We start from the raw sequence: 23670 nt of genomic DNA, 5'->3' as shown, positions 1-23670 counted from the left end.
ACGTGGGCGCCGGACCTGACACAGATTTCCTGATCGTGGTTTCTACGAGTGGCTCAGGCCGGTGCGAATGTCACAAAGACGTTGGCGGTCAGGCGTCCATGGCGGGGGTTCTCCGTCAGCAGTTCTGGCGACGGAATCTGCCCGGAATGCAGCACGCAACTGCGGTATGCGACGAGGCGGTTCATGGCGGCGGATACCTGGCCGATCTGTTCAAACCATGGGCTGCCATCGCCGACATAGCCGGTCGGGGCACCTTCGGCAGAACGGATGGCGTTGTATCCAGGCAGCCGGCTCTCGTTCAATTTCTCAAAGCCTGTTGCGCGATGCCGGTAAAAGGCTGTTCCGCCAAAAGAGCTGTCGCAAAGGTAATGCAGAATAGCGAACTGCATCGGGTTGACCGAATCGACATGGGGCGCGCGCTGAGGGGCCGCCAGCGCGTTTTCAGGCAGCGTCACGATGGAAAATGCGCCCTGCGCGCTGATCGGCCGGATCGGCCCAAGCGCGAACGCCTCGGCCAGCGGCCGGGTCAGGACGTTGACCACGGCTTGGATATACTCGTTGGGCAGCGCTGCCCGCAGGCCGGGGTACCCGCCGGCAGGGCCGAAAGCCGGGCTGAAAATGGCCGTTGCCGCGAGCTCGACCAGCTCGTCGGGATTGGCAAAGGCCGCTTCCGCGTGGAGCAGCGGTTCATGGTCGGCGCCGATCAGCCTTGCGCTTAGTCGTGCGCCCGGCGCGAACCTGAATTGCGTCATCGCCTCACTCCGCCATCGCCCGCGTTGCCCAGTGCTGGTGGCGTCTCTTCTTCCATAGTGCAGCAGCGCTGTCATGGTGGTGAGTGAGCGGTCTTGGGCAACTGCGCGCACAACGGCGCGCATCCCTGGGACGCCCTGGACGTTGCAAGGCTGACCTCGCGAGCGGAACAGGATGCTGGAACTCAAGGCCGTCGCCCACACCTATCCCGACGGGACCTGCGCGCTAAATCAGGTGACACTGTCGATTGGACGCGGACTGTTCGGGCTGCTGGGCCCGAATGGCGCTGGGAAGTCGTCGCTGATGCGCGTCGCGGCGACCCTGCAGCCGCCCTCTTCGGGTGAGGTCTGGTTCGATGGGTTCGACGCGCTTGCGCATCCCCGCTCCTTACGGCGGCGGCTGGGGTACCTGCCCCAAGACTTCGGCGTGTACCCCGGCGTATCGGCGCAGGCGCTGCTCGAACAGATCGCCGTGCTAAAGGGGATCACCGACGCCGCCGATCGCAGCGGCAAGGTTGAACGGCTTCTGCAACTGGTCAATCTGTGGGATGTGCGTGACCGTGCCGTGTCCACCTTTTCGGGCGGCATGCGGCAGCGCTGGGGACTTGCCCAGGCGCTGATCGGCGGGCCGGACCTGCTGATCCTGGACGAGCCGACGGCAGGCCTCGACCCGGCCGAGCGCAATCGCGTCCACGAATTGCTGTTCGGCCTGGGCGCGCAGGCGACGGTGATCGTGTCGACCCATATCGTCGAGGACGTGGCAGACCTGTGCACGCGAGTGGCCGTGCTCGCAAAGGGCGCGATACAGGCCGAGGGTACACCGGCGGAGCTTGCATCGGCCCTGCAAGGGCGCGTGTGGCAGGGGCCGGCCGACGCATTCAACGGTGGCGCGACGCTGCTGTCGCGGCGGCTGTCCGGCGGACAACTGGTCGCGCGGGTGGTGGCTGAGGCCTGCCCGGGACCTGGTTTTAAGCGCGTGTCGGCGACCTTGGAGGACGCGTACTTCGCTGCGGTGGACGCCCGGGGCAGGGCAGGGGCGTGATCGCCCGTCTCGCCTGGCTGGAATTGCGTCAGCAAATCGGCAGCCGCGTCTTCTGGATCGTGTTCGCCGTGTCGGTGCTGATGGTGGGCGGTGCCATGGCGATCGACGAATTGCGCGTCGGGCTCCTGACGACGGGTGCGCGCACCGGTGCGGCAGCGATCGTGCGAACTCACCTGGTCTGGAGCTTGTTCTTCCTGTTCACGGCTGCCGCCCTGGTCGGCGAAGCGGTTCTGCGGGACCGAACCAGCCGCTTTGCGGATCTGGTCGGCGCGACGCCTGTTGACCCACGGGCTTATGCACTCGGCCGCTTGGCGGGCAGCATCGGAGCGCTGCTGGTGTGCTTCCTGTCCGTCCCTGCCGCCATGGCCATGGGCGGCCTGCTGCTGGGCGCGGGCACAGGACCTGTCGCAAGCTATGCCTTTGCCCTGTTTGCGCTGGCTGTGCCAAACCTGCTGTTCGCCGCCGCACTGTTCTTTGCGCTTGCGTCGGCAATGCGCTCCATGGCCGGCTGCCTGATCGGGGCGGCATGCATCCTGACGATATACGGATTGGTAGGTGATAGTGGGGCCGCGGCGGCGGGCCTTGCAGATCCGTTCGGCTTTGCCGCCGTCCATCGGGCAACGCTGGGATGGAGTGCTGCAAGGCTGGATGCGGCCGCTCCGCCGCTGGCCGGCGTGTTGCTGGTCAACCGCGTGCTGTGGATCGGGATGGCCGCGTTGCTGGTCGCGGTGGGGCTCGGATTGTCGGGGAGGGGCGGGCGGAGCTCACCGCGCGTGCACCCGCGCCCTACGGAACGAGTCACTTCTGTCAGCCCTCGCGCAGAACTGATACCGCGCCAGCGATCACAACGGACATCCGCGTGGCGCGAAGCCGCATTCCAGCTGTGGTGGCAGGTTCGGTTCGAAAGCGCGCGAGTGTTCCGCACCCCCGTTTTCGCCGTACTCGTCGGGCTAGGACTGGCGAACGCCGTGGCGGCTGCATCGCGGGTACACGGTACGCCGGCCATGGTGGAGGCGCTGCTGCGATCCTTTCAGCTGGTCCCGGTCGTGGTGGTCCTGTTCTTCGCGGGCGAACTGTTCTGGGCGGAACGCGAGCACAGGGTGGCGCCCCTGATCTCGGTCACTTCCGCCCGCCCTTCGGTGCTGATCCTCGCCAAGCTGCTTGCCCTCGCGATGATACTGTTCCTGCTGGGGGTGGTGAGCGGCGGGGCGGGTGCGGTGACGCAAGGCCTTCTTGGCGTCGTGCCTTCGCTGACTGCCTACCTGACGTGGTACGTTCTCCCGCAAAGCTTCGACTGGGTGCTGCTCGGCATATTGGCGCTGTTCCTCCAGTCGATCGCGACCAACAAGCTCGCCGGCTGGGGCTACATGGTCTTCTACCTGATCGGCTCGCTCGCGCTCAACAAGCTCGGCTGGCAGGATCCGCATTTTCGATTCGGAAGCTACCCGGGCGCGCCACTGCCGCCGGCGCTTAGCGGGGCGCAAGGCGTCGGATGGTACCGGCTCGGCTGGGGATCGGTCGCGCTGGTCATGGTTGTGCTGACCTGCAATCTACCTCGCCGCCACCCATGATGCCCCGACGGACGACCGTTGCTCCCCAGGCGAGCGTCGATTGCGAGTTGCGGTTCCTCAATCCAAGGGCAGGTTCAGAGAACGGGCGCGGACGTGCGGCGAACGTCGTCATCGGGGTGCGGCCCCTCGGGACTATGAAGGAAACCGTGGCTCGCCTGCGCCGACAGGTTGGCGGCCGGATTTCACGGTAGCGCGCACTGACCAACTGTCCATGCTCGGTCGCGCGAGTCCCAGCGGTCCTCGTCCGGTTCGGGTCCGGTGAACACCGATACCTCCAACTTCAGCCCCTTGTGGACGAGGTAAGCCGTGGCGACGCCGAACGCCACGTGCCTGCTGTCCAGCCAATGATGCGAGATCGGAGCTGCCGGCTTCGCAATGCCTGAGGAGCGGTCGCGGCGAGAAGCAGGTCACGCATACCGGGTCGCGGCTGCGGCCACGGTCCCTAAGTCACTGCTTCTCGCGAGCAGAGCGACGACTGGCCCTAAAAGGCCCTGGCTATGCGGGCGGCTGCGGTGTTTTGGGCTGAATGACCCTGAACTCGCCGGCCAGGTGCATCATGCTCATCAGATACAGCATGCCGTCGAAATAGCGCTGCTCGCCCGTCGGCAGCGGCGTGTCCCAAAGCTCCTGCAGGAACGCCTTCGACACCGGGCCAGGCGACGCTGCCAGGCTGCCCACCGCCGTGGCCGAAAGCATGCCGATCGAATGCCGGTCGGACATCGGCTGCCCGCTCAGGGTGTCACGGTCGCGAAAGGTCTTGATCCCTTGACCAAAAAGGAAGGCCTGGTTGCGATCGCTCAGCGTCCGCTGGCGGGCGTCCTTGCCGAACCATGCCCAATCGACCGACCAGTTGCTGACCGTGCGCCAGCTGTCATAGGCGAACTCGACCGGCTTCCCGTCGCGGCCGATGACCCGGGACCCGTCGAAATTGCTGCGTTCGGGAGACAGCCCGGTTTTCGGATCTGTGACCCTGACCAGGAAGTCGCGGCTGACGTCCGCAGCCTTGGCCCAGAACGCCCGATCCGCCTGCGGCCCCCAGCGTGCCCAAAGCTCATAGAAGTGGGGCAGGTGATAAGAGGCATCGGTCGTGTTGATGTTCGTTTCCGGCACGAACCGGATCATGTTGTGCGACTCTTCCACCATGGGGCCGACCGTCATCGTGCCTGCCGGGCCAGCGGCGCCGAACCAGGCGGGGGGCCATTGCTCGCCTTTCTTTGCCGCTTCGGCCGCTTCGCGCCGGTTGTTGGGGCTTGGCCACGGGGCAGCGGGCGGAACAAAGGCTGGCCCGCCGGGGTGGATGCGGAACGGCGGCTTGCCCGCCATCACCGCGCGGTGGCGCATGCCGGTCAGGATCTTGTCGGCTTCGGCCCGGTAGTTGTAGATCCCTGTGCCGTTGCCCCACCGATTGGCCGCGAAGTACAGCGCCGTGGCGTAGAATTCTTCCCCGTCGGGCGCCGCGCCGACCGAGCGGGGGGAGCCGTCCGTGCTCATCGACCAGGCGAAATATCCCAGCGACGGATTGGCGGGATCTGTCACCTGCATGTGCGTCTTGGACCAGTTCCACAACGCATCGAACTCGCGTTTCTTGCCGAGTTGTACGGCGATCATCATGCCGTAGCTCATGCCTTCGGAACGGGCGTCGTTGTTGGCCCAGTCGGTGACATAGGCGAGGGTGCTGTTCGCGTTCGCACCGGTCTCGAAATAGACCCGCTCTTCCTGGCCGTCGCCGTGGAAGAAGCGGTTGAACGCCTGCTCGATCCTGGCGTGCGTTTCCGCCGGTGTCTTGCCGAGATGCTCGGCGAACATGTTGCGGTAACGGCCGCTTGCAAAGGCGCCCTTGCCGGCGCCGGGGAAGCGCGGAACATTGCCCAGCGGCGCGTTGACATGGGCCTGCTCGCCCCAGGCGTTGGTCGATGGCGCGGGCTCTGCGGCCGGCTGTTCCGTCGTTTGCGCCAGGACGGGACAGGTCGCCAGCAGTGCCCCAAGCGCAATCCCGTAAAGGCTTGTTCGTCCCGCCATATCGGTCTCCACCCCTCTGGCCGCTTTTCGAGCCCGAGGGCGTGATGGCATGCTTTTGACGGGAGGGGCACCCTCCTTTGCGCTCGCCAGGGCCGCCGGTGATCAGCCCGCGATCTGCGTCACATGATCGCGATAGGTACGCAGCGGTCGGCCCAGCAGCTCGACCAGGCGCTCGGTATCGCCGCCGTCGGGGATCATGCCATCGGTCCCGAAGCGTTCGGCCATCAGGCGCATGTCATAGGCAGACCAACTTGGCATGAACTGGCGCAGATTCTGCTCGAAAGCGCCCGTGTCGTCCCCGGGAAAGACGATGGTGCGCCCGAGCACGTCGGACCAGATCGCGGCAGCGTCGGCGCCCGTCAGCGTGTCCGGGCCGACCAGGTTGACGCGGGTCAGCGGCAGGGGCGTGGGCGACTGCTCGCGGCGGACCAGTTCGATCGCGGCAACCTCGCCGACGTCGCGGGCGTCGACCATCGCCAGGCCCTTGTTGCCGATCGGCATCGGATAGATGCCATGGCCGGTCACCACGTCGCGGATCGTGATCTCGTTGTCCATGAAATAGGCGGGGCGCAGGACGGTGGCGTTGATGCCCATCGCCTCGATCATGCGCTCGACGGCGAACTTGCCGGCGAAGTGCGGCACGTTGACGTAGATGTCGCTGTGGATCACCGACAGGTAGACCACCCGCTCGATACCCGCTTCCCGCGCCAGATTGAGGGCGATCAGCGCCTGGGTGAATTCGTCCGCGACGACGCCGTTGAGCAGGAACAAGGTAGACGCGCCCGACATCGCGGCGCGAACCGAGTCCACGTCGAGCAGGTCGCCCGGCGCGATCTCGACACCCGCCGGCAGATTGGCGTTTGCTGTATTGCGGACAAGCGCGCGCACATCCGCACTCCGGCGCAGCAGTTGGTCGACGACGTTGCGGCCGATGGTACCGGTGGCGCCGGTTACGAGAATGGTCATGGGGGCACTCCTTTGGTTGAGCTGGTTGGCATCCTGGAAATTGGTGACCCACGTTCGCGGCAACAGTCTGTATATCTGGACGCACCGTCTCACGGGTGGAACGTATGGACCTTCTTGCGCTTGCCGACTTCAACCTCGTCGCTCGCCATGGCGGCTTTGGAAAAGCATCGCGCGCCGCCGGCCGGCCCAAGGCGACGCTGTCCCGCCGTGTGGCTGAGCTGGAGGCCAGCCTGGGCCTGCGGCTGTTCGACCGGGGGCGGCGTGACCTGAAGCTGACGGAGGAAGGGCGCGCGTTGTTCGAGCGCGCCGGGCAGCTTCTCACGGATCTGGAGGAAACCGCTGCCGCCATCGCCTCGGGCGGTGAGCGACCGCGAGGGCGGCTGCGGATCAGCGCGCCGCTGCTGTTCTGCCAGACCGCGATGGGCAGGCTTGCCGCCGATTTCGCCCTCCGCTACCCGGAGGTGTGGCTCGACGTGACCACGGAAGACCGTGCGGTGGACATGGTCGAGGACGGCTTCGATCTCGTCATCCGCGTCAACCCCGATCCGGACGAGAGCCTGGTCGGCCGCGCCTTTCTGCGGGATCGGTTGGTGGTGGTCGCGGGGCCGAGGCTGGTGAGGCCTGAAAACGGCGTCGCCGCGCCTGCCGTGGTGCGGGCGGGCGGGGAGCGCGGGCCGTGGCTGGTGAAGGCGCCGGCCGGTCAGGAGCGTATCGGGATCGAGCCGGTGCTCACCCTGTCATCGCTTATCATGGTTCGCGACGCGGTGCGGACGGGGGTGGGCGCGGCGCGACTGCCAATTTCCCTGGTCAGTCACGATCTGGCCGATGGAACGCTGGTGGAGTGGGGCGAGGTGGACGCGCCGGAGATCGCACTGTGGACGCTTTACCCCACGCGGCGACTGCTCAGCGCGCGCGTGTCGGCGTTTCTCGATCACCTGAAACGCGCCTTTCCCAACGGGACGCCGGACGAACTCGCCGCCTTTATCGGCAGGTGAGCCGTCCGCCTGAAGCGCCTCCGATCGCGGCGCCGTTCACCACGCGATCAACGGCGCGCGATGGACCCATGTGTCGTCCGCGACTTGATCGACCACGAAGCGCGCGACATCCTCCCGCGCGATCGTGCCGCCATGAAATCCGGACAGGTCCTCGATCGCGCGAACCGAGCGGCGGCCACGCTTGTTGTTGAGAACGGCGGGACGAACGAGCACCCAGTCGAGCCCGCTGTTGCGGACCAGCGCCTCCTGCCGGTTCTTGTCGGCGTAGACGCGGGCCAGCAGCAGAGGAAAGACCAGCCGGTCGAACAGGAAGCCGCCGTGCCCCGCACTGTTCCCGGCGCCGATGCCGGTGATGGCCACCAGCCGCGACACGCTTTCGGCCTTCATCGCGGCGATCAGCGCCCGTGTCGCGGTCGAGAGGGTGGTCACCTCACGAAACGGGCTCGCCGGTGTGCCGAGCGCGCTCACCACGGCGTTCTGGCCTGCAAGCGCCTGACGCAACGACGCCTCGTCGCGGGCGTCGCCGGTCACGATCCGGGCTCCCTTCAGGTCCACCTTGTCCGGCGAGCGGACAAGGGCGGTGACCTGATGGCCGCGCGAAAGAGCGTCGGCAACGATCAGCCGGCCTGTCCCGCCGCTTGCACCGAGGACCAGGATCTTTCGTGCTACGGGTGATGAGTTCGCCATGACCGCCTCCATCTGTTCGACTGAAGGCAAGGTAGCGATCCGGCGATGGGCGATAAGCCGCGCAGTTTGGACAGAGCGTCTCGTAAGCGGAACAGACGCTCCGCTGGGGGCGAAGTCAGATAATCAGGAAATCGGACGCGTTCACCGTCACGCCGAACGGCAAGAGGGCGAACGCCACCGCAGCGACTGCGCCACTACCGTCCGCATCGTAGCTGATCACGCCGGTGGTCGGGTCAAAGAGGACGTGCGTATCGGGTCGAGTCGCGACTGCTCCGATCTCGAACATCGTTGCCGACAGGGCACCATTGGCGCCCAGCGCCTGAAAAACGGCGTTTTCAAGGACGATCCTGTCGGTGCCGCTCTCGAAGTCGGTAAGCGTGTCCACGTTCCCGGCCCCGGGCACCGTGTCGAAGACGAACTGGTCGCTCCCCCCGCCGCCCGTCAAAATGTCGCTGCCGCCCTTGCCGAACAGAACGTCGTTGCCGCCCAGGCCGGACAGGATGTTGGCGCCGGAGTTGCCCTCCAGTCGGTTGTCCGACGCGTTGCCCGTTCCGTTGAGGCTGGCCCCGGTTCGCAGGACCAGGTTCTCGATCTCGGCCCCAGTTGGAACGAGATGTCGCTGTTGACCGTGTCGGTGCCGCCGCCAGCCTCCTCGACCAGCACATCGCCGGCATTGTCGACGAAATAGGTGTCGTTGCCAGCGCCGCCACGCATCAGGTCGGCACCGGCATTGCCGTTCAGCTTGTCGTTCCCCGCACCACCATCGAGTATGTCGTCGCCGCCAAGGCCGTTCAGGACATCGTTTCCGCCAAGGCCGACGATATGGTCAGCAGCAGCGGTTCCGTTCAGCGCGTCCGCGTCGCTGGTGCCGCTGATCTCGTTGATCTGGCTCGCCTCGATCGACACGGCAAAGCTGCCGAGGTCGACGGCATGATCCACTGTGTTGCCCGCCTGGTCCCTGGCGCTTCCGGGGACCAGGGTGATCAGGTGCTGGCCATTGTCGGCCGCCGTGAAGCCACCTGGCGAGACCAGCCTGTAGGTGGCCGCCACCGTGCCGTTCCCCAGCACCTGCACCGACACGCTCTCGACGGAAATATTGCCGGGACGGGTGACCAGCAGGTCGTCGGTTCCGATCGTGCCTAGCGCCAGTCCCGATCCCGGATCGGTATAGGTGACGATCACATCTGCCGTGGTGGCGGCCACCGTCACGTCCGCGACCTGCGCGCTTGCCTGGGGAGGCGCGGAATCCGCCGCTCCCGACACCTTGCGGATGACGAACGAGCCGATCAGCGCATTGTCCCTGTCGTCTGCTCCACTCGCGTCAAAACGCAGGTTCAGCGTGCCGTCGGTCACGGTGACCACTCTGGACAGGTCGAGTGCTACGTTCTTGCCGCCGCTGGCCGAATAGATGTCGAGGTCGGACACGATCTCCTGTCCCTCGGCCAAAATGTCGAAGACACGCTTGCCGGGCGCGGTCCAGTATGACTCCGCGAAGCTCAATTCGACCAGATAATCCCCGGCCGCGAGCCCGGCGATGTCGTAACCAAAGCTCTTCCCGTATCGGTAGGTCTGGTAAAGGGAGTCGTCGTCCGTTCCCGCGATCTGGCTGGTGAAGCTGGTGATCTTGGCGGGGCCGATAAGGGAGGCGATCGGGCTGGATGCCGTGTCCGGGGCGTAGGTCGTCGCGCCGGAAACATAGCTGCCTCCGCCCGCATTTATCGCCGCGACGATCCCGCCCGCGGACCAGGGCGGGGCGATGTTGACGGCGAAGCTCGCAAGCGACGGCGCCCCGCCCACGCCATTGCCGGCGTGATCGGTCACGGCATCGGCGGCCAGGGCGATGGTGTAGGTTCCATTGTCCGCGTCATTGAACCCATCGGTCGATCCGAGCCGATAGGTGGCCGTGACCGATCCGTCGAAGTTGGTCACGAGCGACACCGCTTCGACGGCCACATTGGTCGGCCCCGAAACCAGCAGGTCCTCGACGCCGATCAACGCGAGGTCGATGCCCGTTCCCGTGTCGACATAGGTGACCTCTACCTGATGGGCCGCGACCGGGCTCGTCAGGTCGGTGACAGCCGCCACCGCGGTCGGCCCCGTCACGTCGCGCGAGACGCCCTCACCCAACACGGCGAAATCGGCGAGTTTAGGACCACGCCGGGCTTGAACACGGCCAGCGCAGTTGGCCGGTCAGGGCCCAACCCGTCCGCATCCCAGAACAGGGTCGCGCTGGGTGCATCGAAGACGAATTGGCCATGCCCTGCGGTAGCGCTGCCTCCGGCCGCGAACCAGTCGGGATCCAGCGACCCGCCGCCTGCCATGCCGAAACCGATGCCAAGGCCGAACGCGAGCGAGTCGATCCCGACACGGTCGATGCCGGGCGCGAAGTCGGTGACCTGATCGGCCGCGGTATCGTGGGGCACGTCGAACACGAACAGGTCGGACCCGGCGCCGCCAGTCAGCACATCCTGCCCGATCCCGCCGATCAGGATGTCGTTGCCACCACCGCCGAGAAGCGTGTCGTCGCCGGCATTGCCGACCAGCCTGTTGTTGCCTGAATTGCCTTCGATCCGGTTCCTCAGCGCATTCCCGGTGCCATCGATGCCCGCGCCCGTCCGCAACAGCAGGTTCTCGACATTGTCGCCCAGGTGATAGCTGATCGTGCTTTGAACCGTGTCGGTGCCGCCGCCGAACCCTTCATACACCTGGTCGCCCGGGTCATCGACGGAATAGGTGTCGTTGCCCGCCTCCCCCCACATTTCGTCCGCGCCGGCGCCGCCGTCCAGCCGGTCATTGCCGCCGCCACCGACGAGGCGATCGTTGCCGCCAAGGCCATTCAGGGTGTCGTTGCCGGCGAGGCCGTACAGGGAGTCTGCTGCTGCCGTACCGTTCAGTACGTCCGCCGCAGCCGTTCCGGATACCGACCCCGGCATCGGCGAGGGTGGGCTTGGATCGGCATACGGGCGATCGGTCACCCAGTTAGTGATTGCGGACTCGCTGACGAGTTTCAGGCCGCCCGTGAAGCTGCCGATCCGGATGTCGGTGTTTTCCTGGTTGCCCTCGGCCCAGGACGCCTTGTCGATCAACTCGACCACGCCGTCGATCCGGGTCTGGCGGCTCAGGGTGAAGCTGTACGTGCCCGGCGCCAGGGTAATCGTGCCGCGCAGCGGCGTGATCTCCGTATAGGTCGCGCCTGCCGGCAGGGCGGCCGCGAAGTCCGCCGCCAGGCTGTGCTCGAAATCCTCCGCGTCGATGGCGCTTTGCTGCCAGAAGTCGAAGGTCTGGCCGGCGACCGCATTCCTGACCGAGAAGGTCAGCTGCATCGCCTCCCCCTCGTTGATCACGGACGGGGCATCGATCGCGCGCGTCATCGCGATCCCGTCGGGCAGTGGTGGGGGCGGGCTGATGTCCGGAACGGGCGTGCTGGGGTCGAGGTCGTATTTCTCGAGAACGTCCAACTGAACCTTGTCGACCGGGTTCGCCAGGTTGTCCGGCTCTACCGAGTACATGTAATCGCCCCAGCTCGGCCCCGCCGCCCAATAGGTCGCGCCGACCCACACGGCGGCGTTCTGCTCCATGAACTGCAGCATGCGATCGAGCGCGACGACCGCGGTGGGATCGTTGGACACGCCGAACTCGCCCAGGAACAGGGTGTGGCCGGTGTCGATCGCCCATTGGGTGACGGCGGCGAGCCGTCTCACCCCGACGTCCTCCGACGCGACGGTGCGGCTCGTCCCGGAATTATTGGCGTCGAGATACTGGTGCACCTCGAAGCTGTAATTGTTGAGCGGATCCACCACGCCCGCGCCGACCACGGTATCGTTGTCGGACGAAATCCAGTCATGCGCGCCCGTATGATAGGCCCCTGGCACAAGGATGCGCTGTTCGGCGCCGGCATCGCGGATCGCGGCGATGGCAGCGTTGGCGGAAAGGACCCATTGGCTCGATGACTGGGAATTGGGCTCGTTCATCAGCCCGAACAGGACCTGCGAACTGTCCCTGAAAGTGGTCGCGAGCTTTCCCCACAGGTCGGCAAAGGCCGTATCGGGGGTGGCGGCGCTGCCGATGACGTTGCCGTAGCCAGAACCGAAATTGTGGACGTCGAGAACGACGTTGATGCCCTTGCTGCCGGCGTAATCGACTACCGCCTTGATCTGGGCCAGCTCCGCCTGATCCAAGGGGCCGTTCTGGGTGGGTTGCAGCCGTTCCCATTTGAAGGGGAGGCGGATGACCCCCATTCCCTTTGATGCGAAGTAGTCGATCTCCGCGGTTGTGGGGTACACGGCGTTGGTGGCGAATTCGGCGCCGGCCAGGTTGACGCCGATCATCGGGAACGGCCCTTGATTGCTGGATTGAGCTCGGCCGCAGGACGCATGACACTCCCATCATCGACAGGGCGCTCACGGCTAGTCACCGCCGGCCGCCAGATCATCTGCAAACCTCGTCGGAGAGACCGCCTGTATGTGGCGGGTAAACCCCGACCCTGATTATCATCCGGAGCAGGCGCGATCAGTCCGGACAATTACCCGGGGACTTGGCGGCGCCGGGGCAGTCCCGTCACGACGGCAGGGCCGGGTGATTGCACTTGGCGGCCATGGCTCTACTGACGCCGGTTCCCATGACGCTTTCCACATCCGCGCCCGCCACCCCGCCCTATGCGGGGCGAAGCTTCGCTGCTTTCCTGTTCGACATGGACGGCACGCTGATCACCAGCATCGAGTCCGCCAATCGCGCCTGGACCCGCTGGTCGCAGATGCATGGGTTCGACCCGGCCTATGTCATCTCCATCATGCATGGCGTGCGCACGGTGGAAACGATGAAGCGGCTGGGCGTCGACGATCCGGAAAAGGAAGCCGCCTGGATCACAAGCACGGAGATCGACGACACGGAAGGCGTCAGCGCCATTGCGGGCGCAAAGGCGTTCCTGGCCGGCCTGCCGGCAGATCGCTGGGCCATCGTGACATCCGCATCGCGCCCGCTGGCCGAAGCGCGGCTTGCCCGGGCCGGCATCGCGCTGCCGCGGATATTGGTCACGTCGGAGGACGTGGAGCGCGGCAAGCCCGATCCCGCCTGCTTCCTGCTCGGCGCGAAGAAGCTGGGCGTCGATCCGACGGAGTGCCTGGTGTTCGAGGACACTGTCGCCGGGCTGACGGCAGCAGATGCCGCCGGGGCCGCCGGCCTGGCGATCACGGTCACCCACAGCCATCCGATCGGCACCGGTCATCCGGCGATCGTCGACTATCGCGGGCTGGCGATTTCGGCCGACGCCGCCGGGCTCACCATTACCGGCTCAGCTCCGACCGACGGTTAGCCCCGTCGTTCGCGCCGACTCAGGCTGCGGACCGAGACCGGACGTCCCGGATCATGAGCCAGCCCGTCAGCATCAGGGCGACGCCCGAGGCGAGGAAGACATAGTCCCAGACCGACTGGCCCAGCCGTTCATAGACGTGGTGGATGTTCAGGACATGATGGTCGATCAGACCCTCGACCAGGTTGAACAGACCAAAGCCGAACAGGATCGATCCGAACAGCGCCGTGCCGGACAGCAACACGTCCGGCCGCTTGATCGCCTTCCATAGCAGGGTGATGCCGATGGCGGTCGCCATCCAGACCGCGGCGTGGAAGATCCCGTCCCACACCATGTTGACCTTGGCGCCCACCAGCGTGTCGGTCGCGATGCGGGCTGACAGCATGTTGTGGATCTGGAGGATCTGGTGAAAAACGATCCCGTCCACGAACCCACCCATGCCGATCCCAATCGCCATGCCCGCGGTGGTGAGTGGCCCGGTGGTCTTTGCTGGTTGTGACATGAGTCTCGCCTCACAGTAGATATTTGCGGGCCGCGAGAACGGCGGCGACCAGCACGGGCACGGGTAGGGCCAGCGCCGCGACGTTGCCCAGGAAGTCGGCCCCGAAGATCGCGGCCCGAACCTCTTCCGCGGTCCGGCTGTGGCAAAGCGTGCACGCCCAGGCCGGCGCTGCCGGAAAGACCAGCGCAAGGGGGATCAGGGGAGCGGCGATCTTCATGATGTCCGTACCCACACGTCCGCCGGCCGGTTCCGTTCGTCGGGGCAAGCCGGCCGGGATGACGGCGCGGCATCTGTGTCGTTCGATATCCAACACTTTCCTACAGGAGCCCAGATTGGCTACCGGGCGGTCCATGGTGGCGATGCGGCACGTTCGGTGGTGGTGGGCAGCTTTGGTCTGCTTGATGCTCGGTTGGTCGACGATGGCCGCGGCGCAGGCAACGCCCGTCGCCACGCTGTCGCGCCAACTGGGGCAGGCCGAGGCTGACCTGACGACCGTGGATCGCGCGCTGGACGCGCGCGTCGATGCGGAGGAGCGCCAGTTGCTCAGGAGCCGGGCCCTGGCGGCGAAGGCGACGGCCGATGACGTGACCCGCCAGCTTCAGGAGCAACTGACGCTGGTGGACGCGCGCGCCGGCCAGCTTGGCGCCGCAGCCGACGCCGAAGCGGCCGACATCCGCAACCAGCGCACAAGCCTGGCCCGCCAGCACAGCGCACTCGATTCGGCCGTGAAGAGGGGCCGCCTGCTGGGGATCACCGCTGCCCAGCTGGTTGACGAGATCGAGCAAAGTCAGGTGGAGCAGTTCGGGCAGAGGCTGTCGACCCGCGTGCCGTCGCCGCTGTCGCCGGCATTCTGGCGGGCGGTGCTGGTGTCCGTGCCCCGCGATACCCGCCACATCGCCCAATTCGCGTCCACGGGATCCCGGCAGGTCGCGGCGCAATGGCGGGGCGGGGTTCCCTGGCAGGCGCTGGTGGGACTGCTGCTTGCGCTGATGTTCCTGTTCCCCGGCCGGTCGGCCGCCCAGCGCTTTGGGCAGCGCTGGCTGGTGGAAGGCGCGCCGGGCCATCGCGTCCGGCGGTCGGGTTATTCGCTGTGGCGGATCATCACGGGCACGCTGTCCCCGCTTCTGGCCGGCCTGGTTTTTGCGCAGGGACTGCGCTGGTCGGGCTTGCTCGCGCCGAGCTGGAGCGGGCTGCTCGATGGGCTGGTGATCGCCATTACGTTCAGCGGCATGATCGCGGCGATCGGGGGCGCGCTGCTGATGCGGCGGCAGCCGTCCTGGCGTGTCGCGCCGATCGCCGACCCGACGGCGGAGCGGCTTCGCCCCTTTTCGCTGCTGCTCGCCGGGCTCGCCTTCGCGACGATCATGATCGATGCGTTCAACCGCGCGGTTGGGGCCAGTGGCGCGGCGCGGATTGCGACGCAGGCCGCCGAGGCGATGCTCCACGCGCTGTTGATCGGCGCTACCCTGTTTGCCCTGGGCCGCATCCGTGCGGCGCAAGGGGAGGGCGTGGACGGCGAAACCCGACGGGCCGGGCTGGGCGCGCTGGCGCTGCTCGCCTGGCTGGTCGTGGCGATCGCGGTGCTGTCAGTGCTGGTCGGATTTGTAGGGTTCGGCCTGTTCCTGGTTCAACTGCTCACCTGGGCCGTGGTGCTCGGGTCGGGCGCGTACCTTGCGATGGCGGCGGTGGATGACCTCGCCACGACCCTGTTCACGCGTGACAGCGCGGTTGGCCGCGCCCTGACCGGTGGGCTGGGCCTGCGGGGCAGCACCGTGGACCAGTTCGGCGTGCTGTTGTCCGCGGTGCTGCGGGTCCTGATCGGGACGGCGGCGCTGGGCATGGTGTTGTCGCCCTTTGGCGCGGGCAATGGCGTGGGTACGGTGTTCGGCCGGCTGGGCGTGCTGGCCCAGGGCGTCGACGTCGGTGGCGTGACCATCTCTCCCGCCGCTATCGTGCGGGGGATGATCGTGCTGGGCCTGGGCCTTGCACTGGTGCGCGGCTTCATGGGCTGGCTGGAGCGGCGATTCCTGCCCGCGACCGATCTCGACGGGTCGGGCCGTAACTCCGTCGGCCTGATCGCCCGCTATGTCGGGATCGCGCTGGCCGTGATCTGGGCGCTGGCGTCGCTGGGGATCGGCGTCGAGCGGATCGCGCTGCTGCTGTCGGCCCTGTCGGTTGGCATCGGTTTCGGCTTGCAGGCGATCACACAAAACTTCGTATCGGGCCTGATCCTGCTCGCCGAGCGGCCGGTGAAGATCGGCGACTGGGTCCGCGTCGGCACGGACGAGGGCGACATCAAACGGATCAGCGTGCGGTCGACCGAGATCGAGCTGGCCGATCATTCAACGCTGATCGTCCCCAATTCTGAATTGATTACCAAGACGGTGCTCAACAAGACGCTGGCGAACCCGCTGGGGCGCATCCAGATCGAGTTTTCCACCCTGATCGGGGTGGACGTGGACCGGGTGCTCGCCATCGTGGCGGAGTGCTTCGCGGCAGAGCCGGCTATCCTGGATCAGCCCGCGCCCGCGGTGTTCATCGACGGGCTGGCGAACGGACGCGTGTTGTTCAACTGCTTTGGCCACGTGGAGACGCCCCGCGCCGCCTATGGCGCGCGCAGCAACGTGCTGGCCGACCTGTTGCGCCGGTTTCGGGCGGAGAAGGTGGACGTCGGCACCGTCCCGCAGCGGATCGAGTTCGGGGCGCCGGAGGCCGCGCCAGCCCCTGCCGGGCAGGGCTGACGAGCGGCTGAACGGCGCGTCAGTTGCGCGCAGGTTGATCGCGCCAGATCCAGCGCAGGACATCGGGCAGGATCGCGCCGCCATCGGCGTCCGAATGGGTGCCTTCAGTCCAGGCATGTTTCACGTCATAGCGCGGACCGGCGACCTTTTCCGCGTCGGCATGGCTGTTGGCCCATTCCAGGCTTTTCAGCATCTGCTGGTTGGCCAGGAACCAGTTGCCATGTTCGTTGTCGAGATCATGGGTTCCGTCCTGAAGGAAGACGCGGATGGGGCGGATCGGGCTTTTGCGGATCAGGCCGGGATAGGTGTCCCCGCCATAGGCGACCGGCGCGCCGTCCGGCCCGAGCTTCAGGCCGATCGAGGTATAGCTGCCGATAAAGCTGATGACGTTCCCGAACGCGTCCGGGTGCCGCCACGCCACCGTCCACGAAGCAATCGCGCCACTGGATGTGCCCCCGATCGCCCGCCGCCTGGGATCCGCCGCGAACCGCCACCGTTGCGCTACCGCGGGCAGCAATTCGTCCAGCGTCATGCGGGCATAGTCGTCCGACAGCGCGTCATACTCCTGCGGACGGTGATTGGGATTCTCCATCCCGAGGTCGTCCGGGTAGCGGGCGGACAGGTTGCCCGGCGTCACAAACACGCCGAGCGTGGCCGGAATGGCGCCCTGCGCGATCAGGCTGTCGAGCACCGCCGGCACCTTCAGCGATCCTTGTGCAGCAACGGCGCGTTGCCCGTCCTGGAACAACAGCAGGTTTGGCGGCCGCTTCGGATCATAGTTCCGGGGCACGTACACCCAGTATCGCCGCACCGTGCCGGGATAGAAGCGGGAATGAAGTTCAAACGGGCCCTCAAGCCGCCCCTGTAACGCGGGGGCCGGCGCGGGCGGCGCGACCTGCAACATCGGCTTGGTCGCCGCCATGCCCGACGATCCCACCAGCAACGCCGCCGCCCAGCCCAACGCCCGCATGTCCGCTCTCCCTTGTCAGCGACGACCTACCACAACAATCCCGGCGGCACACTGCTGACCGCGACAAAGTCGTCGTCAAACATGTACCGGCGATAACAGGTCGGTTCAGGCTGCGTGATAACAGCACCGCCTAAATAAGCGTCATGCCCGCTTCCCGGGTGAAAGGAGTCGACATGAAGATCGCTCGCTTGTTTGCTGCCGCTGGCCTGGTCGTTGCCAGCCTGGGTGTTACCGCGACTGCCGATGCCCAGCGTTATGGGCGCGACAATTACAGCAACCATGACCGTGATTATCGCGACAATGGGCGTGGTTACGACCGGAACCATCGCGGAGACGATCGCCGCTATGGCCATGATCGTGGCCGGCACGTGGGATGGGACCGGGGTCGTGGCCGTGGCCACCAGCGTTGCTGGGTCGAATACCGGCATCACGACCGCGTGACGGTCTGCCGCTAAACCAAGGGCAGGGCAGGGTGCGAACCCTGCCCTTTCTGTGTGGCGCGTCAGTTGGTGGGACTATCCGCAGTGAACGGCGAACAGCATGGCTTCATCACCGGCTGGAACTCCATCAGCTCGACCCGGGTGCCGTCCGGATCATAGAAGTTCGCCTGCCACTTGCCATCGAGGCCCATCTGCGGGCCGTCATGGCGCGGGCTCAGCCGATCCTCCCGGTAGAGCGTGGTGACCGCCGCCTGCATGTTGGGAACGCCCAGCGACAGGTGATTGAGCACGCCAAGCTGATTGGCATCGACCTTTTCGAGCGGAACGTCGGAGCCTGGCCCGACCATCATATATTCCAGCCAGTCGCGCCCGTCCGGCGCTTGCTGTGAGATCCAGTCGACCTTGTCGGGCTGAAACGCGCCGTACCAATAGGGGCGAAAGCCGAGCAGGCGCCGATAGAAGCTGTCCTGCTTCGCCCGGTCATGCACGGCGTATCCGACATGAATGATGCGCCCGCTGATCGCGCCGGGCACCGCGGCCGTGTCCTTTGTCGCGGCTTGCACGAATTGCACGGCGTTGCCCTCTGGATCGCGAAGGGCGAACCATTGCTCGCCGTCCGCGCCGCGCTGAACGGGGCCAAGCCCGGCCATGCCCCCCTTTGCCAGCCATGCGCGCAGGCCCGGGGCATCCGCCGTCAGATAGGCGACGTGCGCCATCATGCTGGGTCCTTGGCCCGCGGGGGCGGGCAGGACCTCCACGAACTGTTGCGCGCTGAAATAATAGCGGGCGCCGGCCGCGTTCTCCGGATCAACACCCTTTTTCGCGCCAAGCACGTGCGTGTAGAAATGATCCGTCTTTGCAAGGTCGCGCGCATACACGGCGAGGTGCGAAATGCCCGTGATCGCGGGGCGCGCAGCCGGAACCGCGGGTGGCGCCTTCGCGCCCACCAGAGCAAAGGCAGTGGCAGCAAGGGCGATCTTCCAGCGCGACATCGGCTTCTCCTTCAGAACGCCGCTATCCCTGCGGCTCAAGGCGCAGCGTAGACAGCGCGCCCGACCCTGTCACCCGCCGCGTGGCGAGATCAACTGACAAGCGCCTGTTGCAACGTTAGAAGCAGGCGCACGGCCGACACGCTGGCCCATGAAGGAAATGCCAATGAGCCTGTCCCGTCGTGACCTGATCGAACTAGGCCTGGCGGGAACGTCCGCGGCCCTGATCACCAACGTGGCGTCGGCCCAGCCCGCGGTTCAGCAGCCCGCGGCCAAGCTGCCCGAAGGCGAGCGCATCGGCGTCGCCGTCGTGGGCCTGGGCAAGTTGTCGCTGGAACAGATCATCCCGGCGCTGCGCAAGACGACGGGCGTGAAGCTTGCCGCGCTGGTCAGCGGCCATCCGGACAAGGCGCGCCGTGTCGCTGCCGAGAACAACCTGCCCGCCGACGCGATCTATTCCTATGAGGATTTCGACCGCATCGCGCGCGATCCGCGGGTCGGCATCGTGTACATCGTGCTGCCCAATTTCCTGCACAAGGAATACACGATCCGTGCCTTCAAGACGGGCAAGCACGTGCTGTGCGAAAAGCCGATGGCGACCACGGTGGCCGACGCGGAGGCGATGATCGCGGCGGGCAAGGCGGCGAACCGGCAGCTCATGATCGCCTATCGCTGCCATTACGAGCCCAAGAACCTGGAAGCGATGCGCCGCATCCGCTCTGGCCGTTATGGCAAGCCCCGGCTGGTCGTGACGGACATGCTGCGAGGGTCGGACCTGAACGACCCGTCGGATGCCTGGCGGCTGGACATGGTGAAGTCGGGCGGCGGGGCGCTCGCGGACATGGGTATCTATGGCATCAACGGCGCACGATACCTGCTGAACGAAGAGCCGGTCGAGGTGCGGGCATGGGAGCACACCGATCGCAGCGATCCGCGCTTCAAGACGGTGCCCGACCTGGTCGCCTGGCAATTCCGCTTTCCGTCGGGCGCGATCGCGAATGGCTCGACCAGCTTCTCTGTCGGCGGCACGATGCGGTGGGACGTTTTCTGCGACAAGGCGCGGCTGCGCGGCGATCCTGGGGCTTATTACAACGGCAACCACCTGGAGATCTTCAGCAGCCCAGACGAGGGGGAGGTAAAGATCGCCGAGGTGGACCAGTTCGCGCGCGAGATGGACTGGATGGGCGATGTGGTGCGCGGGCGCGTGCCATTGGTTTCGCCGGGTGAAGAAGGGCTTCAGGACATGCGTCTGATGGCCGCGATCCTGCAATCAACAAGGGAAGGCGGGCGCACGGTTACCGTGGACTGGCAGTACAAGCGTGCTCACGACCCCGCCGTGGCCGTGCCGGTCGCGTGACGCGCACCTTCTTTTCTGGTGCGCGGCGACAGGCGGCCACGCCCTGTTAACCGGGCCGACCTAGGGCGGTGCAACCCTACCGATTGTGCACCCGCCTATGTCCGACGAAACTCCTCCCGACGCAGAGCCCACCCGTGAGCGCGCCGAGCGCGTCCCGCGGGCAAGCGTGCTGCTGAAGGCGACCGTGGAGCAGTTCGGCGCAGCGGCGGTGACCACGCATCGCGTCCGCGACCTGTCGACCGGCGGCATGCGGATCGACCAGGCTCACCTGCTTCGCCACGGCGCAACCATCCTGGTGACCGTGGGGGCACTGGAGGCGGTCGGCGCCACCGTGGTGTGGCTGGCCGATGGCTGGGCCGGCCTGAAGTTCGCGACCTCCATCGATCCCGATGCTGCCCGCGCGCGCGCCGTTATCACGCCAAAGGCCGACCAGAAGCAGCGGACCCTGCGCCCGTCCGCCGCGGCGCCGCTGAAGGCGGGCTGGGCCGGGGACATGCGCAACCCCTACCGGCGCTGACCCCATGTCGCCGTTCCGCCCGATATCCCACCTCGTGTGACGAAGCGTTACCGTGTCGCATCTTGCCTGACCCGGTAGTGGCAGGCGCGGCGGAGGTGGTATATCGCGGCGCTGCGATATTCGACGGCCAGTAAAGGCCGACCAGTTCCGGAAGAGGATGCTTGATGATCCGTAAGCGACGCATCGGTTTGATGACGGCAGGCGCCGTGCTGCTAGGCCTGCCCCATGGCGGCACCGCACAGGTGTATCGTGACCCGGCCGCGAAGCCCGACGTGCGCGCCGCCGATCTGGTGCGCCGCATGACGCTGGACGAAAAGGCAGCGCAGATGCAAAACGCCGCGCCGGCGATCCCGCGCCTGGCGATCCCGCCCTATGACTACTGGAACGAGGCCCTGCACGGCGTCGCCCGCGCAGGCGAGGCGACCATCTTTCCGCAGGCGATCGGCATGGCCGCCACCTGGGACCGCGACCTCCTGTTCGCCGAAGGGCAGACCGTCGCGACGGAAGGGCGCGCCAAGTACAACCAGGCGCAGGCCGAGAAGAACTATGCCCGATATTACGGGCTCACCTTCTGGAGCCCGAACATCAACATCTTCCGCGACCCGCGCTGGGGACGGGGGCAGGAAACGCTGGGCGAGGACCCGTATCTGACGGGGACGCTGGGCACGCAGTTCGTGCTCGGCGTGCAGGGCGACGACCCGCGCTATTACAAGGCGGTCGCAACGCCCAAGCACTTCGCGGTGCATAGCGGGCCCGAGCGGTTGCGCCACGGCTTCAACGTCGATCCGACGCCGCGCGACCTGGCGGAAACCTATCTGCCGGCGTTTCGTCGCACGGTGATCGACGGGCGCGCGGAGTCGGTGATGTGCGCCTATAATGCCGTCGACACCAAGGCGGCCTGCGCCAACTCGGACCTGTTGCAAAAGACGCTGCGCGGGGATTGGGGTTTCAAGGGCTTCGTCACATCCGATTGCGGCGCGATCGACGACATCACGACCGGCCACAAGAACACGCCCACCAACCCGCAAGGCGCGGCGCTGGCGGTGAAGGCGGGGACCGACACCGGGTGCGACTTCAAGGACGAAATGCTCGACCTGCCCAAGGCGGTGAAGGCCGGATACCTGCGCGAAGCCGACATGGACCAGGCGCTGGTGCGCTTGTTCACCGCCCGCATGCGGCTCGGCATGTTCGATCCCGCGGCCCAGGTGCCCTTTTCCAGCATCGGCATCGACCAGAACCATTCGGCCGAACACCGCGCGCTGGCCCTGCGCGCGGCGCGTGAGTCGATCGTGCTGCTGAAGAATGACGGCGCCCTGCCGCTTGTGAAGCAGGCGCAGAAGATCGCGGTGGTGGGGCCGACCGCGACTTCGCTGATCGGGCTGGAAGGCAATTACAACGGCACGCCGATCGGCCATGTGCTGCCGCTCGACGGGATGGAGCAGGTGTTCGGCGCCAACCGCGTCAGCTACGCCCAGGGTGCTCAGCTGACGGCGGAACTGCCGGTCGCGGTGCCGCGGACCGCCTTCCCGGGCGGGCTCACCGTTCAGTATTTCAACAACACCACCCTGACCGGCGCGCCGGCAACAACGGCCCGGGCCAAGGAGATCGACGTCAACTGGGCGCAGATCGCGCCGGCACCCGGTGTCGGTCGCGGCGGGTTCGGCGTGCGCTGGACGGGCCAGCTGGCCGTGCCCGCGCCCGGCGACTACCAGTTCGAGCTGGAAACCCGGCGCGGGTGCGACATCGGCAATGGCGGCGGCAGCTACCTGATCCGGATCGAGGGCGCGCCCGAACAGCGCGTCGCCATCAACTGCAAGAGCGGCGAGAAGCCGGCGCCGTTGCAGGTCCGCTTCACCGACACCCGCCCGCGTGCGTTCACCCTGGAACTCGCCAACAACGCGAGTGGCGCGGGCGACGTGACCTTCTCCTGGCGCCCGCCGGCCGACGCCCTGCGCGCAGAAGCGGTGCGCCAGGCCCGCGGCGCAGACGTGGTGGTCGCGTTTGTCGGGCTCAACGCCTGGCTGGAAGGTGAAGAAATGCCGCTTCAGATCCCCGGCTTCGACGGCGGTGACCGGACCAGCATCGCGCTGCCCGCGTCACAGCTGAAGCTGCTGGACGACCTGGCGGCGACGGGCAAGCCGCTGGTGATCGTGCTGCAAAGCGGTTCGGCCGTGGCGCTGGGCCAGGCCGGCCGCTCCGCGCGCGCGGTGCTGGAGGCATGGTACCCCGGTGAAGCGGGCGGCCAGGCGATCGCGGAAGTGCTGGCGGGCAAGGTCAACCCGAGTGGCCGCCTGCCGGTGACCTTTTACGCCTCCACCGACCAGCTGCCGGCGTTCACCGATTATTCGATGAACAACCGCACCTATCGCTACTTCACCGGCAAGGCGGAATATCCGTTCGGTCATGGGCTGAGCTACACCAGCTTCGCTTATGGCGCGGTGCAGCCGGCGACGCCCAGCGTGGCGGCGGGCCAGGGCACCAGTGTCACGGCCACGGTGACGAACACCGGCCGTGTCGCCGGTGATGAGGTCGCACAGCTATATATCTCCGCATCGGGCCGGGACGGCGCGCCGATCCGTTCGCTGAAGGGGTATTCGCGCGTTCACCTGCAACCGGGCGAGGCAAAGACGGTGACGTTCAAGCTCGACCCGCGCGACCTGGCGCTGGCGGACGCGGACGGGGTCATGCGGGTCAAGGCCGGCAGCTATCGCCTGTGGGTCGGGGGTGGACAGCCCGGCACCACAGCTCCCGGACGCGAGGCGAAGCTGCAGGTTACCGGGCAGGCAGTGCTGCCCCGCTGACGGGAACGGGGCGGCC

Annotated in this window: 21 protein-coding genes; 9 read left to right on the top strand and 12 right to left on the bottom strand. The window is 66.7% G+C overall.

What is annotated here, in order from left to right; translation table 11 throughout:
• Window positions 1-53: 53 nt before the first annotated feature.
• A complete protein-coding gene (locus FHS94_RS09875; protein ID WP_184057245.1) occupies window positions 54-752 on the bottom strand; it encodes a DUF6445 family protein in 699 nt (232 codons plus the stop codon).
• A 172-nt stretch (window positions 753-924) separates the two neighbouring features.
• Here FHS94_RS09875 and FHS94_RS09870 point away from each other — a divergent pair, with 172 nt between their 5' ends.
• Entirely contained in the window at window positions 925-1791 is an 867-nt protein-coding gene (locus FHS94_RS09870; protein WP_184057243.1) for an ABC transporter ATP-binding protein, read from the top strand.
• Window positions 1788-3362 (top strand): ABC transporter permease, encoded by a 1575-nt coding sequence (locus tag FHS94_RS09865; protein WP_184057241.1) that lies wholly within the window; start codon window positions 1788-1790, stop codon window positions 3360-3362. Before FHS94_RS09870 ends, FHS94_RS09865 begins: the two co-directional genes overlap by 4 nt.
• A gap of 495 nt (window positions 3363-3857) precedes the next feature.
• Here the strand turns inward: FHS94_RS09865 and FHS94_RS09860 are convergent, their stop codons facing one another.
• The gene (locus FHS94_RS09860) at window positions 3858-5381 is read right to left on the bottom strand and encodes a family 8 glycosyl hydrolase (protein WP_184057239.1); all 1524 of its coding nucleotides are present in this window, start codon (window positions 5379-5381) and stop codon (window positions 3858-3860) included.
• A 102-nt stretch (window positions 5382-5483) separates the two neighbouring features.
• Window positions 5484-6347 (bottom strand): SDR family oxidoreductase, encoded by an 864-nt coding sequence (locus tag FHS94_RS09855; protein ID WP_184057237.1) that lies wholly within the window; start codon window positions 6345-6347, stop codon window positions 5484-5486.
• Window positions 6348-6451: 104 nt separating this feature from the next.
• On the opposite strand from FHS94_RS09855, the gene FHS94_RS09850 reads away from it, so the two are divergent.
• Window positions 6452-7342 carry a LysR family transcriptional regulator gene (locus FHS94_RS09850; protein WP_184057235.1) on the top strand — a complete coding sequence of 297 codons (891 nt, stop codon included), beginning with the start codon at window positions 6452-6454 and terminating at the stop codon, window positions 7340-7342.
• A gap of 36 nt (window positions 7343-7378) precedes the next feature.
• Here FHS94_RS09850 and FHS94_RS09845 read toward each other — a convergent pair whose 3' ends face one another.
• The 4 genes from FHS94_RS09845 to FHS94_RS09830 form a co-directional block, all read right to left on the bottom strand.
• Window positions 7379-8029 carry an NAD(P)-dependent oxidoreductase gene (locus FHS94_RS09845; RefSeq protein WP_246348493.1) on the bottom strand — a complete coding sequence of 217 codons (651 nt, stop codon included), beginning with the start codon at window positions 8027-8029 and terminating at the stop codon, window positions 7379-7381.
• A 115-nt stretch (window positions 8030-8144) separates the two neighbouring features.
• Window positions 8145-8528 carry a calcium-binding protein gene (locus FHS94_RS09840; RefSeq protein ID WP_425506177.1) on the bottom strand — a complete coding sequence of 128 codons (384 nt, stop codon included), beginning with the start codon at window positions 8526-8528 and terminating at the stop codon, window positions 8145-8147.
• The gene (locus FHS94_RS09835; RefSeq protein ID WP_221234676.1) at window positions 8471-10159 is read right to left on the bottom strand and encodes a malectin domain-containing carbohydrate-binding protein; all 1689 of its coding nucleotides are present in this window, start codon (window positions 10157-10159) and stop codon (window positions 8471-8473) included. Before FHS94_RS09835 ends, FHS94_RS09840 begins: the two co-directional genes overlap by 58 nt.
• Entirely contained in the window at window positions 10129-12357 is a 2229-nt protein-coding gene (locus tag FHS94_RS09830) for a cellulase family glycosylhydrolase (protein WP_184057229.1), read from the bottom strand. Before FHS94_RS09830 ends, FHS94_RS09835 begins: the two co-directional genes overlap by 31 nt.
• Before the next feature lie 290 nt (window positions 12358-12647).
• Between FHS94_RS09830 and FHS94_RS09825 the strand changes: the two genes are divergently transcribed.
• Window positions 12648-13340 (top strand): HAD-IA family hydrolase, encoded by a 693-nt coding sequence (locus FHS94_RS09825; protein ID WP_184057228.1) that lies wholly within the window; start codon window positions 12648-12650, stop codon window positions 13338-13340.
• A 19-nt stretch (window positions 13341-13359) separates the two neighbouring features.
• Here the strand turns inward: FHS94_RS09825 and FHS94_RS09820 are convergent, their stop codons facing one another.
• Together FHS94_RS09820 and FHS94_RS09815 are read right to left on the bottom strand one after the other, a co-directional pair.
• Window positions 13360-13839 (bottom strand): DUF2243 domain-containing protein, encoded by a 480-nt coding sequence (locus FHS94_RS09820; protein WP_184057225.1) that lies wholly within the window; start codon window positions 13837-13839, stop codon window positions 13360-13362.
• A 10-nt stretch (window positions 13840-13849) separates the two neighbouring features.
• Window positions 13850-14071, bottom strand: coding sequence for a hypothetical protein (locus FHS94_RS09815; RefSeq protein ID WP_221234675.1), 222 nt, complete (start codon window positions 14069-14071; stop codon window positions 13850-13852).
• 187 nt (window positions 14072-14258) lie between these two features.
• Between FHS94_RS09815 and FHS94_RS09810 the strand changes: the two genes are divergently transcribed.
• Window positions 14259-16580, top strand: a complete 2322-nt coding sequence (locus FHS94_RS09810; protein WP_246348492.1) for a DUF3772 domain-containing protein — start codon at window positions 14259-14261, stop codon at window positions 16578-16580.
• 19 nt (window positions 16581-16599) lie between these two features.
• On the opposite strand, the gene FHS94_RS09805 is transcribed toward FHS94_RS09810, so the two are convergent.
• Together FHS94_RS09805 and FHS94_RS19155 are read right to left on the bottom strand one after the other, a co-directional pair.
• Window positions 16600-17550, bottom strand: coding sequence for an alpha/beta hydrolase (locus tag FHS94_RS09805; protein ID WP_184057222.1), 951 nt, complete (start codon window positions 17548-17550; stop codon window positions 16600-16602).
• Window positions 17551-17576: 26 nt separating this feature from the next.
• A complete protein-coding gene (locus FHS94_RS19155; RefSeq protein WP_221234674.1) occupies window positions 17577-17831 on the bottom strand; it encodes a hypothetical protein in 255 nt (84 codons plus the stop codon).
• Here FHS94_RS19155 and FHS94_RS19150 point away from each other — a divergent pair.
• Window positions 17830-17991 carry a hypothetical protein gene (locus FHS94_RS19150; RefSeq protein WP_221234673.1) on the top strand — a complete coding sequence of 54 codons (162 nt, stop codon included), beginning with the start codon at window positions 17830-17832 and terminating at the stop codon, window positions 17989-17991. The two genes, FHS94_RS19155 and FHS94_RS19150, sit on opposite strands and share 2 nt — an antisense overlap.
• A 61-nt stretch (window positions 17992-18052) precedes the next feature.
• Here the strand turns inward: FHS94_RS19150 and FHS94_RS09795 are convergent, their stop codons facing one another.
• Window positions 18053-18982 carry a VOC family protein gene (locus FHS94_RS09795; protein WP_184057219.1) on the bottom strand — a complete coding sequence of 310 codons (930 nt, stop codon included), beginning with the start codon at window positions 18980-18982 and terminating at the stop codon, window positions 18053-18055.
• Window positions 18983-19145: 163 nt separating this feature from the next.
• On the opposite strand from FHS94_RS09795, the gene FHS94_RS09790 reads away from it, so the two are divergent.
• The 3 genes from FHS94_RS09790 (at window position 19146) to FHS94_RS09780 (ending at window position 23654) form a co-directional block, all read left to right on the top strand.
• On the top strand, window positions 19146-20336 hold the full coding sequence (locus tag FHS94_RS09790) for a Gfo/Idh/MocA family protein (protein WP_184057217.1): 1191 nt from the start codon (window positions 19146-19148) through the stop codon (window positions 20334-20336).
• 97 nt (window positions 20337-20433) lie between these two features.
• Window positions 20434-20853, top strand: a complete 420-nt coding sequence (locus FHS94_RS09785) for a PilZ domain-containing protein (RefSeq protein ID WP_184057215.1) — start codon at window positions 20434-20436, stop codon at window positions 20851-20853.
• Between the two features lie 164 nt (window positions 20854-21017).
• A complete protein-coding gene (locus FHS94_RS09780) occupies window positions 21018-23654 on the top strand; it encodes a glycoside hydrolase family 3 C-terminal domain-containing protein (protein WP_246348490.1) in 2637 nt (878 codons plus the stop codon).
• Window positions 23655-23670: the final 16 nt, after the last annotated feature.

Source organism: Sphingomonas aerophila (assembly GCF_014199305.1).
Taxonomy (GTDB): Bacteria; Pseudomonadota; Alphaproteobacteria; order Sphingomonadales; family Sphingomonadaceae; genus Sphingomonas; species Sphingomonas aerophila.
The sequence above is the reverse complement of the archived record's forward strand: the minus strand, read 5'-3'. Positions and strand labels throughout refer to the sequence as shown.

Bases quoted from the DNA above. Each gene is read 5' to 3' on its own strand.
- FHS94_RS09795 (WP_184057219.1), bottom strand. From the start codon at position 18,982: ATGTCGCGCTGGAAGATCGCCCTTGCTGCCACTGCCTTTGCTCTGGTG.
- FHS94_RS09875 (WP_184057245.1), bottom strand. From the start codon at position 752: ATGACGCAATTCAGGTTCGCGCCGGGCGCACGACTAAGCGCAAGGCTG.
- FHS94_RS09825 (WP_184057228.1), top strand. From the start codon at position 12,648: ATGACGCTTTCCACATCCGCGCCCGCCACCCCGCCCTATGCGGGGCGA.
- FHS94_RS09830 (WP_184057229.1), bottom strand. From the start codon at position 12,357: ATGATCGGCGTCAACCTGGCCGGCGCCGAATTCGCCACCAACGCCGTG.
- FHS94_RS09820 (WP_184057225.1), bottom strand. From the start codon at position 13,839: ATGTCACAACCAGCAAAGACCACCGGGCCACTCACCACCGCGGGCATG.
- FHS94_RS09780 (WP_246348490.1), top strand. From the start codon at position 21,018: ATGATCCGTAAGCGACGCATCGGTTTGATGACGGCAGGCGCCGTGCTG.
- FHS94_RS19155 (WP_221234674.1), bottom strand. From the start codon at position 17,831: ATGGTTGCTGTAATTGTCGCGCCCATAACGCTGGGCATCGGCAGTCGC.
- FHS94_RS09850 (WP_184057235.1), top strand. From the start codon at position 6,452: ATGGACCTTCTTGCGCTTGCCGACTTCAACCTCGTCGCTCGCCATGGC.
- FHS94_RS19150 (WP_221234673.1), top strand. From the start codon at position 17,830: ATGACCGTGATTATCGCGACAATGGGCGTGGTTACGACCGGAACCATC.
- FHS94_RS09785 (WP_184057215.1), top strand. From the start codon at position 20,434: ATGTCCGACGAAACTCCTCCCGACGCAGAGCCCACCCGTGAGCGCGCC.
- FHS94_RS09810 (WP_246348492.1), top strand. From the start codon at position 14,259: ATGGCCGCGGCGCAGGCAACGCCCGTCGCCACGCTGTCGCGCCAACTG.
- FHS94_RS09870 (WP_184057243.1), top strand. From the start codon at position 925: ATGCTGGAACTCAAGGCCGTCGCCCACACCTATCCCGACGGGACCTGC.
- FHS94_RS09845 (WP_246348493.1), bottom strand. From the start codon at position 8,029: ATGGCGAACTCATCACCCGTAGCACGAAAGATCCTGGTCCTCGGTGCA.
- FHS94_RS09855 (WP_184057237.1), bottom strand. From the start codon at position 6,347: ATGACCATTCTCGTAACCGGCGCCACCGGTACCATCGGCCGCAACGTC.
- FHS94_RS09790 (WP_184057217.1), top strand. From the start codon at position 19,146: ATGAGCCTGTCCCGTCGTGACCTGATCGAACTAGGCCTGGCGGGAACG.
- FHS94_RS09860 (WP_184057239.1), bottom strand. From the start codon at position 5,381: ATGGCGGGACGAACAAGCCTTTACGGGATTGCGCTTGGGGCACTGCTG.
- FHS94_RS09805 (WP_184057222.1), bottom strand. From the start codon at position 17,550: ATGCGGGCGTTGGGCTGGGCGGCGGCGTTGCTGGTGGGATCGTCGGGC.